Annotated in this window: 14 protein-coding genes and 1 pseudogene; 5 read left to right on the top strand and 10 right to left on the bottom strand. The window is 60.2% G+C overall.

Annotated features, from left to right (window positions below; translation table 11 throughout):
• Window positions 1–138: 138 nt before the first annotated feature.
• From Q1J43_RS02140 to Q1J43_RS02130, 3 genes are all read right to left on the bottom strand, one after another.
• Complete coding sequence (locus Q1J43_RS02140; RefSeq protein ID WP_301100671.1) at window positions 139–1,512, bottom strand: cbb3-type cytochrome c oxidase subunit I; 1,374 nt, start codon at window positions 1,510–1,512, stop codon at window positions 139–141.
• An 18-nt stretch (window positions 1,513–1,530) separates the two neighbouring features.
• A complete protein-coding gene (locus Q1J43_RS02135) occupies window positions 1,531–1,962 on the bottom strand; it encodes a cytochrome c (RefSeq protein ID WP_301100670.1) in 432 nt (143 codons plus the stop codon).
• Window positions 1,963–2,055: 93 nt separating this feature from the next.
• The gene (locus Q1J43_RS02130; RefSeq protein ID WP_301100669.1) at window positions 2,056–3,096 is read right to left on the bottom strand and encodes a GMP reductase; all 1,041 of its coding nucleotides are present in this window, start codon (window positions 3,094–3,096) and stop codon (window positions 2,056–2,058) included.
• Between the two features lie 178 nt (window positions 3,097–3,274).
• Here Q1J43_RS02130 and Q1J43_RS02125 point away from each other — a divergent pair, with 178 nt between their 5' ends.
• The 4 genes from Q1J43_RS02125 to aroD all read left to right on the top strand — a co-directional run bounded on the left by Q1J43_RS02125 (window position 3,275) and on the right by aroD (window position 6,240).
• Window positions 3,275–3,637 (top strand): hypothetical protein, encoded by a 363-nt coding sequence (locus Q1J43_RS02125; protein ID WP_301100668.1) that lies wholly within the window; start codon window positions 3,275–3,277, stop codon window positions 3,635–3,637.
• Between the two features lie 5 nt (window positions 3,638–3,642).
• Window positions 3,643–4,176: a glycine zipper family protein gene (locus Q1J43_RS02120; protein ID WP_301100667.1), complete on the top strand. Its 534-nt coding sequence runs from the start codon at window positions 3,643–3,645 to the stop codon at window positions 4,174–4,176.
• A gap of 38 nt (window positions 4,177–4,214) precedes the next feature.
• Window positions 4,215–5,216, top strand: a complete 1,002-nt coding sequence (locus tag Q1J43_RS02115; protein ID WP_301100666.1) for an RNA methyltransferase — start codon at window positions 4,215–4,217, stop codon at window positions 5,214–5,216.
• Between the two features lie 241 nt (window positions 5,217–5,457).
• A complete protein-coding gene (aroD, locus tag Q1J43_RS02110) occupies window positions 5,458–6,240 on the top strand; it encodes a type I 3-dehydroquinate dehydratase (RefSeq protein WP_301100665.1) in 783 nt (260 codons plus the stop codon).
• Window positions 6,241–6,254: 14 nt separating this feature from the next.
• Here the strand turns inward: aroD and Q1J43_RS02105 are convergent, their stop codons facing one another.
• From Q1J43_RS02105 to Q1J43_RS02095, 3 genes are read right to left on the bottom strand one after another with little or no spacing between them, the layout of a single operon-like run.
• Window positions 6,255–7,718, bottom strand: coding sequence for an efflux transporter outer membrane subunit (locus tag Q1J43_RS02105; RefSeq protein ID WP_301100664.1), 1,464 nt, complete (start codon window positions 7,716–7,718; stop codon window positions 6,255–6,257).
• Window positions 7,711–10,911, bottom strand: a complete 3,201-nt coding sequence (locus tag Q1J43_RS02100; protein ID WP_301100663.1) for an efflux RND transporter permease subunit — start codon at window positions 10,909–10,911, stop codon at window positions 7,711–7,713. The genes Q1J43_RS02105 and Q1J43_RS02100 overlap by 8 nt, the downstream gene beginning before the upstream one ends.
• Before the next feature lie 3 nt (window positions 10,912–10,914).
• Window positions 10,915–12,123: an efflux RND transporter periplasmic adaptor subunit gene (locus Q1J43_RS02095; RefSeq protein ID WP_301100662.1), complete on the bottom strand. Its 1,209-nt coding sequence runs from the start codon at window positions 12,121–12,123 to the stop codon at window positions 10,915–10,917.
• A 252-nt stretch (window positions 12,124–12,375) separates the two neighbouring features.
• On the opposite strand from Q1J43_RS02095, the pseudogene Q1J43_RS02090 reads away from it, so the two are divergent.
• A pseudogene (locus tag Q1J43_RS02090) lies at window positions 12,376–13,197 on the top strand (NYN domain-containing protein); the annotation flags it as partial.
• A gap of 237 nt (window positions 13,198–13,434) precedes the next feature.
• Here the strand turns inward: Q1J43_RS02090 and Q1J43_RS02085 are convergent.
• The 4 genes from Q1J43_RS02085 to panC form a co-directional block, all read right to left on the bottom strand.
• Window positions 13,435–14,604 (bottom strand): phosphoglycerate dehydrogenase, encoded by a 1,170-nt coding sequence (locus Q1J43_RS02085; protein ID WP_301100661.1) that lies wholly within the window; start codon window positions 14,602–14,604, stop codon window positions 13,435–13,437.
• A 38-nt stretch (window positions 14,605–14,642) separates the two neighbouring features.
• Complete coding sequence (serC, locus tag Q1J43_RS02080; RefSeq protein ID WP_301100659.1) at window positions 14,643–15,725, bottom strand: 3-phosphoserine/phosphohydroxythreonine transaminase; 1,083 nt, start codon at window positions 15,723–15,725, stop codon at window positions 14,643–14,645.
• A gap of 147 nt (window positions 15,726–15,872) precedes the next feature.
• A complete protein-coding gene (panD, locus tag Q1J43_RS02075; RefSeq protein ID WP_366141821.1) occupies window positions 15,873–16,256 on the bottom strand; it encodes an aspartate 1-decarboxylase in 384 nt (127 codons plus the stop codon).
• Between the two features lie 80 nt (window positions 16,257–16,336).
• Window positions 16,337–17,161 (bottom strand): pantoate--beta-alanine ligase, encoded by an 825-nt coding sequence (panC, locus tag Q1J43_RS02070; RefSeq protein ID WP_301100657.1) that lies wholly within the window; start codon window positions 17,159–17,161, stop codon window positions 16,337–16,339.
• Window positions 17,162–17,167 lie beyond the last annotated feature (6 nt).

The raw sequence follows: 17,167 nt of genomic DNA, 5'->3' as shown, positions 1-17,167 counted from the left end.
GGTACGATCAGATGAAGCTCGAACTGGGGTAAGCCGCCAAGGGCGGCTCAAGGTTTCATGGGCGCCTTTGAGGCGCTCACAATCTCAAGCCACCGGCTTTGCCGGTGGTATCTGACTTTATCGAGAGTTGCTTGCGGATCAGGCGGGTTTTTCCTCGCCGCTGACAAAGAAGCTGGCGATGTAGCAGAGCAGGCCGATCAGGAAGACGACGCCGGACCATTCACGCATCCAGTAGAACAGGCTGATCTGATCCTGGACGACCATGAATGGCAGAGGGGTCTCCGAGACGCGTTGCAGCCAGATTTGCAGGATGCCTGCCGCAGTCAGGAACAGTGTGATGAAGACCATGGCTACGGTCATCAGCCAGAACGACCACATTTCCAGAACCTGCGACGTGTTGCTGTTGGCGGCACGACCACGCAGTAAGGGCATGGCGTAGGAAATCATCGTCAGGTTGACCATTACATAGGCGCCATAGAAAGCCATGTGGCCGTGCGCGGCGGTGATCTGGCTGCCGTGGGTGTAGAAGTTTACCGGGGCCAGAGTATGCAGAAAGCCCCACACGCCGGCGCCGAGGAAGGACATGACGCCCGTACCCAGAGCCCAGAGGACGGCGGCCTTGTTGGGATGCTCGCGACGGCGGCGGTTGACCATGTTGAAGGCAAAAACGGTCATGGCGAAGAATGGAATCGGCTCCAGTGCGGAGAAAATCGAACCCCACCACTGCCAGTATTCCGGCGCGCCGATCCAGTAGAAGTGGTGGCCCGTGCCGATGATGCCGCTGATCAGCGTCATGGTGACGATCACATACAGCCACTTCTCGATGACTTCGCGGTCAACCCCGGTCACCTTAATCAGAACGAAGGCTAGCATCGCGCCCAGGATCAGTTCCCAGACGCCTTCGACCCACAGGTGCACCACCCACCACCAGAAGAACTTGTCGAGGACGATGTTCGCCGGGTTGTAGAAGGAGAACAGGAAGAACACCGCCAGCCCCCACAGGCCGAGCAGCAGCACGATGGAGATCGACGTCTTGCGCCCCTTGAGCACGGTCATGGTGATGTTGAACAGGAAGGCCAGGCAGACGACCACGATGCCGACCTTGGTCGGCAGCGGTTGCTCAAGGAACTCGCGTCCCATGGTCGCCAGCAGATCGTTGCCGGTCAGCCGGGCGAGGGTGGCGTAGGGCACCGTCAGATAACCGACGATGGTTAACGCACCGGCGACCAGGAAGATCCAGAACAGGGCAATGGCCAGCTTGGGGCTGAACAACTCCGTCTCGGACTCTTCAGGGATCAGGTAATACGCCGCGCCCATGAAACCGAAGAGCAACCAGACGATCAGCAGATTGGTGTGCACCATGCGTGCGACATTGAAAGGAATTGCCGGAAACAGAAAGTCACCGAGCACATACTGTAGGCCAAGAACGAGGCCGAACAGAATTTGCCCGACGAACAGGCCGATGGCGGCGATGAAGTAGGGTTTTGCAACCGCTTGCGATTGGTATTGCATTTTCAGTTCTCCCTTTGATCAGCCCTGGATGTTGGGCGGCCAGTTGGCGCTGTTGATCGTGTTGACGTGCTCCAGGAAAGCGGCGATTTCGTCGAGTTCCTTATCCGTCAGGTTGAACTGCGGCATGCTGCGGCGGCCCGGAATGCCGGCGACCGGACGACTCTGGATAAAGGCCTTGACCGCCTCCTTGCTGCCCAGTCGGGCGACCACATTGCCCAGCTCCGGTGCGAAATAGGCGCCTTCGCCCATCAAGGTGTGGCAACCAATGCAATTGCGTGTTTCCCAAATGTGCTTGCCGGCGACGACCTGCGGAGTGATGTTCTGCCGCATGTCGCGTTTCGGGTACTGCTGTATGGTGTCGAAGCTGAGCGCAAGAAACAGGAAGAAGAAAAATGCCGTCCCCCCGAAAAAAATATTGCGCGCCATCGACTTTGAGAAAGCGCCACTCATGGTAGTCCCCCGTTGTATGAAAAATGTTACCTGCGCATTATCTATGGTCTGCGCTTATCGACATTGATGTAGATTAAAAACCTCGCTGGTTCCTCAAGCCTGGCCGAAAACCTCGTTCAACTGCTGGGTGACGCGAATGAAGGTGGTGCGCTTGGACAGCTCCTTGAGCGTGCGCGCGCCGACATAGGTACAGGCCGAACGCACGCCGCCAAGAATCTCCTGCACGGTGTTTTCTACGGGGCCGCGATAGTCAAGCAGGACATCCTTGCCCTCGGCGGCGCGGTATTCGGCGACCCCTCCGGCATATTTCTTCATCGCTTCGCGCGAGCTCATTCCGTAAAAACGCATCTTACGCACGCCGTCCTGTTCGACGATTTCGGAAGCGCATTCGTCGTGTCCGGCGAGCATGCCGCCGAGCATGACAAAATCGGCGCCGGCGCCAAAAGCCTTGGCCAGGTCGCCTGGCGAGGTACAGCCACCGTCGGCGCAGATCAGCCCGTGCAAACCGTGCGCTGCGTCGGCACACTCGATGATCGCCGAAAGCTGCGGGTAACCGACACCGGACATCCGGCGCGTGGTGCACACCGAACCGGGGCCGATGCCGACCTTGACGATATCGACCCCGTCGAGGATCAGTTCCTCGGTCATTTCGCCAGTGACCACGTTGCCGGCCATGATGGTGATGTCGGGGTAGGCCGCGCGCAGTTTGTGGATGAAGCCGACAAAGGCTTTGGTATAACCATTGGCGACATCGACACAGACGTTCTGGATGGTATCGCCGGCGAGTTTCTTGACCCGGCAGAACTTGTCGTAATCCGGCGCGGTAATTCCCATCGAATAAAAGGATGCGGGTGACATTGCTTGTTCGGCAAAGAAGGCGAGCAGTTCGGCCTCGCCATAATGCTTGTGCAAGGCGACGCAAAGCTGATGCCTGGCCAGCGCCTGCGCCATTTCGAAGGTTCCGGTCGCATCCATGTTGGCGGCGATGACGGGAATGCCGTGATACTTGCGCCGCGAGTGCAGAAAAACGAAATCACGGGAAATATCGACTTCGGAGCGTGAGGTCAGTGTCGAGCGTTTCGGGCGGATGAGGACGTCCTTGAAGTCGAGTTTGAGATCCTGTTCAATACGCATGGCGGCTTTCTTTTCGTGGGGGCAAGAAACCAAGGGCAATCCGGGCTGGGGCCGACCGGCTGGCTACGATCTCAAGATGATAGGGCACTTGTTTATCGTAACAGAGTGTATCGCAGGTCAGCGTATCGCCTGCTGCTGCGTTACATTGATGATCTCTCTCCCCGCTTTGGAGGCATTCGTGAAAGCGACCATCCTGGCTTTTCTGGCGTTGTTACTGAGCCAGTCGGCATTAGCTCAGCACCACTCGCATGGCCATCACCATTCGCGTTTCGGGTTTTATCTTGGTGTGCCTTACCCCTGGTACCCGCCGCCGACCTACTATTATCCGCCGAGCGTGGTTTACGCGCCGGTGCTTACCATTCGCGAGCCGGTCTATATCGAGCAAAGCGAAGTCGTGGCGCCGCCACCCGTTTTGCCCCGGCAAACTTTCGAGCCGGGCTTCTGGTATTACTGTCAGGAGCGTTCTGCCTACTACCCGACGGTCAGTAGCTGCCCCGGCCCGTGGCAAAAAGTTGGCCCTTCAGCTAACCAGAATCGGTGAGCGCCATGATTGAGCTGCGTCGATTTTCTCCGCTTGTGCTGATTCTTCTCACCGCCTGCGCCAGCCTGCCCACCGGGCCAAGCGTCATGGCTTTGCCGGGCTCCGGCAAAGGGTTTGATCAATTCCGCGCCGATGAGTCCATGTGCCGGAATTACGCCAGCCAGGCCATTGGTGTGCATACCGCCGACGGCGCTGCGCTTGATGCCGGCGTGCGCAGCGCCGCCATCGGAACGGTGATCGGCGCTGCGGCCGGCGCCGCGATTGGCGGCTCGCAGGGTGCCGGAGTCGGCGCTGGTATGGGGCTGGCGGTCGGTGGCGTTTCCGGGGTCGCAGCAGCCGACGCATCCCGTTACGGGACGCAGAAGCGTTATGACCAGAGCTTTGTTCAGTGCATGTATGCGCAGGGCCACAAAGTCCCGGTATCAAGCGGCTACGTTGTCCGTCGCAGTATCCCATCGGATTATGTCCCGCTGCCGGAGCATCAGCCGCCACCGCCGCCACCACCAGGCTATCCACCACCGCCACCCCCACTCCGCTAATCCTGGACGATCCGCTGGCTGGTCAGCATTCGCTTTCCATGCGAATTGAACACATCCGTCAACGCCTGCGTGATCTCGGCGCCAAACCGTGCCATGAGCAACGCGTGCTGCGCGCCTGGTTGCAGGCGCGTGCGCTGGACAGCGGCGGGCGCCGTCAGAGGCCGGAGAATTTTCTCCCGCTTGCCCTGCGCCAGGCATTGCCCGCCATCAGCGAGGAATTGGCGACACTTGCCCGCCTGCGTGCCGAACACCCTGGGGCGGACGGTTCGGTGCGCCTTCTCCTTGAGCTAGTCGATGGGCAGACGGTGGAAAGCGTTCTGCTGCCACGCGCCGGTCTGTGCGTGTCGACTCAGGTTGGCTGTGCGGTCGGCTGCGGTTTTTGCATGACCGGCCGCGACGGCCTGCTGCGCCAGCTCGGTAGCGCCGAGATTGTCGCGCAGGTGGTGCTCGCGCGCAGCCGGCGGGCGGTCAGCAAGGTGGTGTTCATGGGCATGGGCGAGCCGGCGCACAACCTGGACAACGTGCTCGAAGCCATCGAGCTACTCGGCACGGCGGGAGCGATCGGGCACAAGAATCTTGTCTTCTCGACCGTTGGTGACCGACGGGTGTTTGAACGCTTGCCACTTGGCCGTGTCAGGCCGGCGCTGGCGCTCTCGCTGCACACCACCAGCGCCGAATTGCGCGCCAGACTGTTGCCGCGTGCACCGCGCATAGCCCCGGCCGAACTCGTCGAACTCGGCGAACGTTACGCCCGGGCGACGGGCTACCCGATCCAGTATCAGTGGACCCTGCTTGAGGGCGTCAATGATAGCGATGCGGAAATGGACGGCATCGTCAGGCTGCTCAGCGGAAAATACGCGATGATGAATTTCATCCCCTACAACACGGTCAATGGCCTGGCCTTCAAGCGCCCGGCCTGGGCGCGCGCCGCTGCACTGGCCGGGCGCTTGCATCAGCACGGCATCGTCACCCGCTTGCGCGATTCGGCTGGGCAAGACATCGACGGTGCCTGCGGTCAACTGCGTGCTCGCTTGATCTGAGGGGTTGTGAAAAAATCAAAAATCCACCGCAAAGGCGCAAAGACGCGAAGATCGCAAAGAAAACAAGGGATGGCATGGATTGCTCCATTCACCATGATGTTCTTTGCGGCACCCTGCGTCCTTCGCGCCTTTGCGGTAACAACTGAGTTTTTAAAGGTGAAAGCCGGGAGCATGTAAGCATGTAACATTCCGCATTAATGACGGATTGCCGTCGGCAGCCAACCGGTCAACGAGGTCAAACATGAAGCAAATCAAACCCATCCAGGTCCAGGGCAAGCCGCTCGGAGGCGGAGCGTTGCCGGCCATCATCACCCCGTTGGTTGGGGCAACGCAGGAAGCGATTCTCGACGAAGTCGCGGCGATTGTTCCCAGGCGGCCCGATCTGCTCGAATGGCGCATCGATTTCTTTACCGCCATTGGCGACATCAAGGCCGTGGTGGGGACGGCAGAGGCCATCCGCCAGGCGGCCGGCGGCATTCCCGTGCTGCTCACCCGGCGCAACGTGAGCGAGGGCGGAACGCCGATCCCGATTGCCGAAGCCGAAGTGGTGGCAATCTATACCGCCGCTTGCCAGGCCCGTTGCGTCGAGATGATCGACTACGAACTGTCCAACGCGCCCGAGGACTTGAAACGCTTGCGTGAGGTCTCGGCGGCCAACGGGGTGGCGATGATCATGTCCTATCACAACTTCGAGCTGACGCCGGATGCGGCGACACTCGACAGCAGGTTCGCCGCGGCCGAGAAACTGGGTGCGGATGTCGCTAAGGTGGCGGTGATGCCGCGGGACGCGCAGGACGTGCTGGCCTTACTGGCGGCGACCGATCGTGCGCGGCATTTGATCAGTATCCCGCTGATCAGTATAGCGATGGGTGGTGTCGGTTCGCTATCGCGTATCTTCGGCTGGGTCTATGGTTCGGCCGCGACGTTTGCTGTCGGCAAGAGCAGTTCGGCGCCGGGGCAAATCGGCATCGAGGACTTGCGTTCGGCACTGGCTATCGTGCGCAAGGCGGTTGCCGGTAGTTGACGATTGGCGGGGGATCAGAGGTTTTCCGACCAGCCGCCGCCCAGCGCCTTGAAGATGTCCGCCAGCGCCGCCTTGCGCGCCCGTTCGCTGTCGATGCGCGCGAGTTCGGCGGCGAGCAGGTTGCGTTCGACGTCGAGCACGTCAAGCTGGCTGGCGATTCCCGCAGCGAAGCGCAATTGCGCCTGTTTCAGCGCCTTGGCCAGCGCCGCCGCGCGTTCGCTTTCGGCGGCCAGTGTCTGGCGTGCGGCATTCTGCGCCGCCATCGCATCGCGAACGTCCTTGAAGGCGCTGGCCACAGCCTTCTGGTATTGAGCCAGCATCTGTTCGTGACGGGCTTCAGCAGCCTCGACCCCGGCGCTAACGCGACCGGCGTTCCATAGTGGCTGGGTGAGGCCGGCAGCAAACTGGAAGATGCCGGCCGGGCCGCTGAACAGGCTGGAGAAGGCGACACTTTCGCCGCCAAGGTAGGCGGTTAGCCCGATCGACGGGAAGTACAGCGAACGTGCGACACCAATTAGCGCATTGGTCGCGACCAGTCTCGCTTCGGCTTCGCGCAAATCAGGGCGACGCAGCAGCAACTCGGACGGCAGGCCGGCGGGAATCACCAGCTCGCTGACCGCTGCCGGCGAGCCACGTTCGATGCTGGCGTTCAAGATGGTGCGCGGCGAACGGCCAAGCAGCAACGCCAGCGCGTTTTCGGCGCGTTCCTGTACCTGTTGCAGGCTGGCCAGTTGCGAGCGGGTCTGGGCCTGCTCGGCTTGCGCCTGATGCAGGTCGTATTCGGAAAGCATTCCGGCATCCACGCGCTTGCCAAACAGCGCCAGTGTTTCATTGCGGGTAGCCAGCGTGCGCTGCGCAACAAGGACCTGGGCATCGGCCGCGAGCAGCGCGAAATACTGCTGCGCGATCTGCGCGGTGAGCGACAGGCGAACCGATTCCCTTGCCGATTCGGCGGCAAAGAGATCGGCGCGTGCGGATTCGCTGGCGCGGCGGTATTTTCCCCAAAGATCGACTTCGTAGCTGGCGTCGAGCGTTGCCCGGTAGTCGGTCTGGGTGCGCGGTATGCCGCCGATGGGAAAGGTCCCCAGCAGCGAGCTTTTGGTACGCTTGCCGGAAAGATCGGCGGCAAGACTAGGATAGCGGTCGGCGTCGGTCGCCTTGGCGAGCGCCCGCACTTCCAGCACCCGGGCCGTGGCGATTGCGGCGTCGGCGTTGTGCAGCAAGGCTTCATCAATCAGTTGGTCGAGGACCGGGTCGGCATACAGCGACCACCAGCGCTCGCCAGCGGCGTCAGCCAAGCGTGCAGGCCCCGAGTCCGTGTTGCTGATGGTGTTCCACGCCTGTGGCAAGTCCAGCTCCGGGCGCTGATAATCCGGGCCAAGGGCGCAGCCGGCAAGGAGTGGGCTGAAAAGCAGGCTGAAAAGCAGGCTGAGCAGCAGACCGCTCCGGGCCGGTCGCCTGTTAGTTGGCTTATGCATCCTGTTCTCCTGCGGATTCGTCGCGTTTCAATCGATTGAGCAGTTTTTCGTGTGCCTTGGCATGGGTTTTCTTGATTTCGTCAAACAGGTCGCCGGTGCTGCGTGATTCACTCAGTTTGTGGTCGGCAATCAGCCGGTAAAACAGGGGCACGAAAAAGATGGCGAGGAAGGTCGCGGCGAGCATGCCGCCGATGACTCCAGTGCCGACCGCCCGCCGCGCTCCAGCTCCGGCGCCGTGCGAAATGGCCAGCGGCAGTACGCCGAGAATGAAGGCCAGCGAGGTCATCAGGATCGGGCGGAAGCGCAAACGCGCCGCTTCAATGGCCGCGGCTGCGGCACTCATGCCTTCGCCATGCTTATAGACGGCGTATTCGACAATCAGAATGGCGTTCTTGGCGGCGAGGCCGAGCAAGGTCACCAGGCCGATCTGGAAGTAAACGTCGTTGTTCATGCCACGTAGCCAGACGGCGGCCAGCGCGCCGAAGGTGCCGAAGGGCAGGGCCAGCAGTACGGCCAGCGGCAGCGACCAGCGTTCGTACTGGGCGGCGAGGATGAGGAAGACCATCACTGCGCCAAGGATCAGCGCGTAGCTTGAGGAGCCGCTCGATTTCTTCTCCTGGTACGACGCACCGCCCCAGTCGAAGCTAAAGTCCGTCGGCAATGTTTCGCGGGCGATGCGTTCGACTTCGCCGATGACCTGGCCGGATGAAATGCCTGGTGCGCCGGAACCGATGATCTTCACCGAGGGCAGATTGTTGAAGCGCTCTAGCGTTTCCGGGCCGGTCGTCTGGCGAATCTGCGCCAATGCCGAGAGGGGCACCATCTGCCCGCGTTCGGAGCGCACGTAGATGCCGCCGATCTGGTCCGGCTGGCTGCGAAACTGGGGTTCGGCCGACATCAGCACCTGCCAGGAACGACCATACTTGTTGAAGTCATTGACGTAGTAGGTGCCGAGCGTCGCCGCCAGGGTGTCGAACAGGCCGTCGATTGGCACACCCAGCGACTTGGCTTTTTCCCGGTCGACATCGACATCAAGCTGCGGCACATTGGCGCGCCAGAGCGAGGAAACCATGGCGAAGTTCTTGTCCTGACGCAGTTTGCCAATGAATTCATCGCTCACTGCGGCGAGTTTCCTGGCGCCACCTTCGCCACGGTTCTGCAAGTAGAACTCGAAACCGCCCGAGTTGCCCATGCCGAAAATGGCTGGCGGCCCGAAGGCCAACACCAGTGCTTCCTTGATGTGCGCCGTTTTCATGAACAGCTCGCCGACCAGAGCCAACGCCGGAACCTGTCGCTCGTCCCAGTGTTTGAGGGTGACGAAGAAGGTTGCAGCATTGTTTTTGAAACTGCCGCCGATGAAGTCGAAACCGGTGAACACCATGGTGTGCGCGACGTTGGGGTTGTTGCGGATGATCGCTTCGACGTCTTTGACGATGCGGTCGGTGCGTTCAAGCGAGGCTCCGTCAGGCAGATAGACGGCGCTGATGTAGTAGCCCTGGTCTTCGTCAGGGACGAGACTGCCGGGCGTCATTTTCCACAGACCGCCAGCGAGCAGCACCATGCCGGTGAACAGAATCAGCCCGAGCGCGCCACGGCGAATCAGCCAGGCAACGCCAGCCGAATAGTGGCCGGTAAGGCGCACAAACCAGCGGTTGAAGGCGGCAAAGAAACGGTTGTCGACCTTGTGCTCGTGCTTGAGGATGAGTACGCACAGCGAGGGCGTGAGCGTCAGCGCGACAATGCCTGAAATGACGACGGCGATGGCGATGGTTACCGCAAACTGGCGATAGAGTTCGCCCGTCAGCCCACCCAGGAAAGCAATCGGAACGAACACCGCGCACAACACCAGCACGATGGCAATTACCGGCCCGGTGACCTCGCGCATTGCCTGGATGGCGGCGGCTTTTGCCGGAACCCCTTCTTCGTGCATGATGCGCTCAACGTTCTCGAGAACGACAATGGCATCATCGACGACGATGCCGATGGCCAGCACCATGCCGAACAGGGTCAGCGTGTTGATCGAGTAGCCAAGCAGGAGCAGGCCGGCAAAGGTGCCAATGAGCGAAACCGGTACGGCCAGCGTCGGAATCAGCGTCGCTCGCCAGTTTTGCAGGAAGATATAAACCACCAGGAAAACCAGCACCATGGCTTCACTGAGCGTTATGAGCACTTCGCGGATCGAGACTTGAACAAAGTCGGTGGTGTCGAAGGGAATCGTATAGGACAGCCCGTCGGGGAAACGGGTAGACAGTTCCTTGAGTGTCTTTTTGACTTCCTTCGCGGTATCGAGCGCATTGGCTCCGGGCTTGAGCGAGACGCCCATCAGCGTTGCCGGCTGGCCGTTGTGGCGACCGATAAAGTCATAATTTTGCGCACCGAGTTCGACGCGAGCCACATCTTTCAGGCGCAGCAGCGAACCGTCTGCGCCGGCGCGCACGACAATCTTCTCGAATTCGGAGACCTCGGCGAGGCGCCCCTTGGTATTGATGGTCAGTGACATTTCCTGACCGCTCGTGGCGGGGGGTTGCCCAATGCGCCCGACCGCATACTGGGCGTTTTGCTCGTTGATCGCGCGGACGATGTCAGAGGTCGACAGTTTGAGTTGCGCCAGCCGGTCAGGCTTGAGCCAGATGCGCATGGCGTAATCCTTGGCGCCGAAAATCTGCACACTGGTGGTGCCGGGAACGCGCTTTAAGACGTCGAGCACGTTCATGGTGACGTAATTGCTGGTGTACAGGTCGTCGTAGCGGCCGTCGGGCGAACTGAAGGCCAGTACCTGCAGGAAGGACGACGAAGCCTTCTCGACCAGGATGCCCTGCCGGCGGACCTCCTGCGGCAGGCGTGCCTCGGCCTGTTTGACGCGGTTATTGACGTTGATCACCGCCTGGTCAATATTGGTGCCGATTTCGAAGGTGACGTGAATCTCGACACGGCCGTTGGAGGCGGCGGTAGAGTTCATGTAAATCATGCCATCGACGCCGTTGATTTGCGTTTCGAGCGTCGCGGCGACGGTTTTTTCGAGCACGTCAGCCGAGGCGCCGGGGTAGGTTGCGGCGACCATGACCTGGGGTGGCGCGATGTCCGGGTACTGTGAAATGGGCAGGCTGCGCATGGCCGCCAGCCCGGCGATGACGATAAAAATCGAGATCACCACGGCGAAGATCGGGCGATCGATGAAAAAACGGGAAAGCATCGATTAGCCTCCCTGCTTGGCGGTGGCCGCTGGCGCTGGCGGTGTTTTTTCCGGGGCGCCGACCGCTACCGGTGCGCCGGGACCTAACTTGAGTACGCCGTCGACGATGACGCGTTCGCCCGCTGTCAGCCCCTTGATGACGACGACATCGCCAGCGCTCCACTCTCCGGTTTCAACAGGGCGTATCTCGGCCTTGTTGTCTTTGCCGACAATGAAAACGAACTTGCCCTGTGGACCTTCAAGAACGGCGCGCTGTGGAATGCGAAAGGCGCCGGCGCGGGTCGCTCCGGACAGCAAGACGCGGACAAACTGGCCGGGCTGCAGCACGCCGTCAGTGTTGGGCACTTCGGCACGCGCTTCGCTGGTGCCGGTGTTGGGCGAAACACGCAGGTCGGCAAAGTCCGTAAAGCCGGTTCTCGCGTATTCGCTGCCGTCGGCAAGCTTGACTGTTACCTTGAAACGACCGTTCTGTGGCCATTGCAGCCGTTTCGCCTCGGCCTCCTGGCGCAGCTTCAAACGTTCGTTATCGGGAATGCCGAAAATCACCTGCATCGGATCCGCCTGCGTGACCGTGGTGAGCAGGATGTCCGGGCCCGAGATGAGCGAGCCTTCCGATTTGAGCGAGCGGCTGGCGACGCCGGAAATCGGTGATTCAACACGCGTCCATTCCAGGTTGAGACGGGCTTCCTGCAAACGGGCCTTGGCCGCCAGCAGATCGGCGGCAGCAATCGCCTCGTTGGAAACCGCATCATCGAAATCCTTGCCGCTGATCGCCTTGGCTTCGATCAGCGGGGCGAGGCGCGCGGCGTCGCGTGCGGCTTGGAGGTGCCGGGCGTCGGCGGCGGCAACGTCAGCTTCGCTGCGCGCCAGGGCGTTGGCAAACGGCGCCGGGTCGATGGAGAACAGCGATTGCCCGGCCTTGACCTTGCCGCCTTCGCTGTAGTTGCGCTTGATCAGAATGCCGGTGACGCGGGCACGCACTTCGACCTCACGCGAACCGAGCGTTTGCGCCGTGTATTCGAGGGTGACAGGCAGGGTCTCCGCCTGCGCGGTGATCACTGAGACCGGCACCGGCCCACCGAACAGTGCACCGGGGCCGGCTTCGGGGGCTTTGCCGCAGGCGGCGAGTGCCAAGGCGACGGCCAAGGCGACGGCCAAGGCGAGCAGCGTTGGGCGGAAAAAAGCGTTGGCGGGGTTGAATCGGTGTGACATGACGAATCTCCGGGGCGCTTGCCCTCGGGGAGGGCGGCAAGTTGTTCGGGAAGGATGGGCCAGATTATTGTCGAAAATTGCAGAGTAGACACTGAAACGAAAGAAAAGTCATGGTCAAAAAAACCAAGGAAGAAGCGCAGGAGACACGCAGCGCCATCCTCGACGCGGCCGCTGGCCGGTTTTGGCCCGGCGATTGTCGAAGCTTATCTCGCGGGTTGTATACTCCGCCAATAAACCCCACTGGAGAAACTCATGGCCGCATCCCCCGAAACCGTCAGTATGGCGATGTTCTGCGACTTCGAGAACGTTGCGCTTGGTGTTCGTGATGCGAAATATGAAAAGTTTGACATCAAACCGGTGCTCGAGCGCCTGCTGCTCAAGGGTAGCATCGTGCTCAAGAAGGCGTATTGCGACTGGGATCGCTACAAGAGCTTCAAGGCGACGATGCACGAAGCGAATTTCGAGCTGATCGAGATTCCGCATGTGCGGCAGTCGGGCAAGAATTCTGCTGACATTCGCATGGTCGTCGACGCGCTCGACCTGTGTTATACGAAATCGCACGTCAATACCTTTGTCATTATCAGTGGTGATTCCGACTTCTCGCCGCTGGTCTCCAAATTGCGCGAAAACGCCAAGTACGTGATCGGAGTTGGCGTAAAACAATCGACCTCCGACTTGCTGATTGCCAATTGCGACGAATTTATTTTCTACGACGATCTGGTGCGCGAGATTCAGCGTTCGGTTGCACACCGCGACCCGAAGTCGGCGCAGCCTGTGGCCAAGCGGTCAGCAGAAGAAGACAAGCAGCGCAAGGATGAAATCGAAGGGCGAAAGAGCCAGGCCGTCGAGCTGGCGGTGGCTACTTTCGAGGCGCTGGTTGCCGAGCGTGGCGACAGCGGCAAGATTTGGGCGTCGATGCTTAAGGAGGCGATCAAGCGCCGCAAGCCTGACTTCAACGAGACTTACTACGGCTTTCGCGCCTTTGGCAACCTGCTTGAGGAGGCGCAGGCGCGGGGCCTGCTTGAATTGGGGCGTGACGAAAAATCCGGCGCTTTCGTTTATCGCAGCAGCAGCGCATCGGCAGCGAGCATCGAGCCGGTAGTGAGCGAAGACGTGAGCGCGACACCCGCGCCAAAACGCCGAGGGCGCGGCGGCAGCAAGCGCCCGGTCAAGGATGCAGTACCTGCCGTCGAGGAGATTCTTGTCGCAGTTGAACTACCGGTGGAGAAAAAACCGGCCACCCGCAAGCAGCGGTCACGTAAACCCAAGGCTGTCGCCGAATCGGTTTGAAAGCCAATAAATGCAGGCTTCTCAGCTTGGCAGGTAGCGAACGCGCAAGACGCCGCCAATGGCAGTCAACTGGTCGATCACCTGCTGCGGTACGGCACTTTCGACATCGACCAGGGTGAACGCAAGATCAGCACGCGATTTGTTCGCCATGTTGTGGATGTTTAGCCCGGCGCCGGCCAGTGTCGTCGAGATCTGGCCGAGCATATTGGGCACATTGGCGTTGGCGATCGCCAGCCGGAAACCGGATTCGCGCGGCATGGCGATGTTGGGGAAATTCACGGCATTGAGGATGTTGCCGTTTTCCAGATAATCGGCGACCTGGTCGGCAACCATGATGGCGCAGTTTTCCTCGGCTTCTTCGGTCGATGCGCCCAAATGCGGCAGTGCGACGAAGCGCGGATGCTGACTTAGCAGCGTGCTTGGGAAATCACAGACGTAGGCGTGCAATCTGCCGTCATTGAGTCCATCGAGGACCGCCTGTTCGTTGACGATGCCGTCGCGGGCGAAGTTGAGCAGGATACAGCCATCCTTCACGAACTTGATGCGTTCGGCATTAATCAGGTCCTTGGTCGCGGGCAGCAGGGGAACGTGCATGCTGATGAAATCGGCGCGCTTGACCAGGTCATCGACGCTGGCCGCTTTCTTTACATGCGAAGGCAGGCGCCAGGCAGCATCGACAGTGATTTCCGGGTCCAGTCCAATGACATTCATGCCCAGGTGGATGGCTGCTTCGGCAAGCATCGAACCAATGGCGCCAAGGCCGATAATGCCCAATGTGCTGCCGCTTAGCTCGTGTCCGACAAAATGTTTTTTGCCGGCCTCGACTTGTTTGTGCAGTGATTCGTCGTCACCTTGCAGAGTGCGCACGAAATTGACGGCAGGGATGATATTACGCGTTCCCATGAGCATGCCGGCGATGACCAGTTCTTTGACTGCGTTGGCGTTGGCGCCCGGCGCGTTGAAGACGACGACGCCACGTTCGCTCATGGCCTTGATCGGGATGTTGTTGGTGCCGGCGCCCGCACGACCGATGGCCAACACGCTGGCCGGGATAGGCATCTCATGCATCACCTGCGAGCGCACCAGAATGGCGTCCGGGTCGGCGACATCATTGCTGACGGCATAGTTCTCGGGAAGTCGGGACAGCCCCTTGGCCGAAATGGCGTTGAGCGTCTGGATTTTTCGGGTCATTCTGGATTCTCTCAATGGATTAATCGTAATTACGATTCTTAGCCGTGCTGTTTTTCGAAGTCTTTCATGAGATCGACCAACGTTTGCACGCCTGTGATCGGCATTGCGTTGTAGATCGAGGCGCGCATGCCGCCGACTGAGCGGTGTCCTTTGAGCTGAACCATGCCGCGCGCTTTGGCCGCCTTCAGGAATTCGTCGTCGAGCGCCGCGTCCTTGAGGGTGAAGGGGATGTTCATCAGGGATCGATTTTCGCGCGCTACTGGCGAAGCAAAAAAGCTGGAGGCATCCAGCGCGTCGTAAAGCAATTGGGCTTTGGCACGATTGGCTATTTCCATGGCTGCCAGGCCGCCCTTAGCTTTGAGCATCTTGAATACCAGGCCGGCGATGTAGATGGCATAGGTCGGCGGGGTGTTGTACATCGAGTCGTTGTCGACGTGGATCGTGTAGTCGAACATGGTCGGCGTGCCTTTGACCGTTTGGCCAAGCAGGTCGTCACGAACGATGACGATGGTCAGTCCGGCGGGGCCGACGTTTTTTTGCGCGCCAAAGTAAATCAGGCCGTACTTGGCGACGTCAATCGGGCGCGACAGGATGTGCGAAGACATGTCGGCAACCAGCGGAACGTCACCGGTCTTGGGTGTCCAGAAGATTTCAACGCCGCCGATCGTTTCGTTTGACGTGTAGTGCACGTAGGCCGCATTCGAGTCGAGCGTCCACGCGTCCTGCGTCGGGGCGTAGGAAAAGTTCTTGTCTTCCGACGAGGCAACGACATTGACCTGGCCGTATTTCTTTGCTTCCTTGATCGCCTTCTTTGACCATTCGCCGGTGTTCAGGTAGTCGGCGGAGGCTTTGCCGCGTAGCAGGTTCATCGGCACCATGGCGAACTGGCTGGAAGCGCCGCCCTGCAGGAACAATACTTTGTAGTTGGCCGGAATGCCCATCAGCTCGCGTAAATCGGCTTCGGCTTCGGCCTGGATGCTCATGTATTCTTTGCCGCGATGCGACATTTCCATGACCGACATGCCGCAGCCACGCCAGTTGACGAGTTCGTCACGCGCCAGTTCAAGAACCTCCAGGGGGAGGGTGGCGGGTCCGGCGCTGAAATTGAAAATACGTTCCATGGGGAAGTGATCCTTTCTTGAAAATGTGTTTGAGGGAATTCTGTTGCGGATTGGGAGTTCGTGCATTTTTATGCCCGCTGTCGCGCGGCGCCAAGCAATCATTTTAACGACATTGGCCGCCACCAGGGGCGCGACGTTGCCGGGTCGTCAGGCCGCCGCTTGCACGGCAATCGCGCTGCCGGTACGCACGATGTGGTTTTGCGCGTCGACGTAGATCAGCACTGGCGCGTGTTTGGACAGTTCAACTTCGTTGTAGAGCGCAAAGCTGGCGATGATCAGCAGGTCGCCTGGCGCGGCGCGGCGCGCCGCCGATCCGTTGACCGAAACGATTCCCGAGGCACGTTCGGCACGAATGGCGTAGGTGGTGAAACGTTCGCCATTGTTGATGTTCCAGATGTCGATCTGTTCGTTCTCTCGGATATTGGCGGCGTCGAGCAGATTTTCGTCAATGGCGCACGAGCCTTCGTAGTGAAGCTCGGCGTGCGTTGTCGTCACACGGTGCAGCTTCGACTTCAGCATCGTTCTCTGCATGGCATTTTCCGTGCAAGTAGAGTTGGAGGGAAGGCATTGTAGCGGCTAATTGCGGCCTGTCAATGGCTATGCTGCGGCGCTTAAATTTCAATATTGTCAAGGAGTCGTGTGGTACCCAGTCGGCTCGCTGCAAGCACCACCAGTGAATGGTTTTCGGGCTGCGGGGCTTGCAGGTCGGATTGTTGGCGCACTGCAACATAATCGGTTTTCCAGCCCTGCGCGTCGAGTGTTGCGGCGGCGGCGCGTTCGAGTTTGGCAAAGTCTTGCTCGCCACTGCGCACAGCTTCGTAGATGCTGTTCAGTGTGCGGTACAAACGCGGTGCTTCGGCCCGCTCGGTCGCTGACAGGTAGCCATTGCGCGATGAGAGCGCCAGACCGTCTGCGGCGCGCACCGTCTCGCCGCCCACGATATCAATGGGTAGCGCCAACTGGCGCGTCATGTTGCGCAGAACCATCAACTGCTGGTAATCCTTCTTGCCGAAGAGGGCGACCTGAGGCTGGACGATATTAAACAGCTTGAGTACGACGGTGGCGACACCGCGGAAATGGCCGGGACGGAATTCACCTTCGAGCTGGTTCTGAATCTCCGGCGGGGCGACGTGGTACTGCTGGGGTTCGGGGTAGAGATCGCGCTCCGTCGGGGCGAACAGCACATCGACACTTGCCGCCCGGAGTTTCTCGCAGTCGGCGTCAAAAGTGCGCGGATAGCTGTCGAAGTCCTCGTTCGGGCCAAATTGCAGGCGATTGACGAAGAGGCTGGCGACGACGGTGTTTCCGTGCCCACGCGCCTGGGTCATCAGCGAAATGTGACCGGCATGCAGATTGCCCATGGTCGGGACGAAAACGATGCGACCACGGTTTTTCAGCGCGGCACGCAGGTCGGCAATTGACGAGTGAATTTGCATTGCTTG

It is taken from the genome of Propionivibrio sp. (assembly GCF_029255185.1).
Lineage (GTDB): Bacteria > Pseudomonadota > Gammaproteobacteria > Burkholderiales > Rhodocyclaceae > Propionivibrio.
This window is presented reverse-complemented; position numbering and strand designations above follow the sequence as displayed.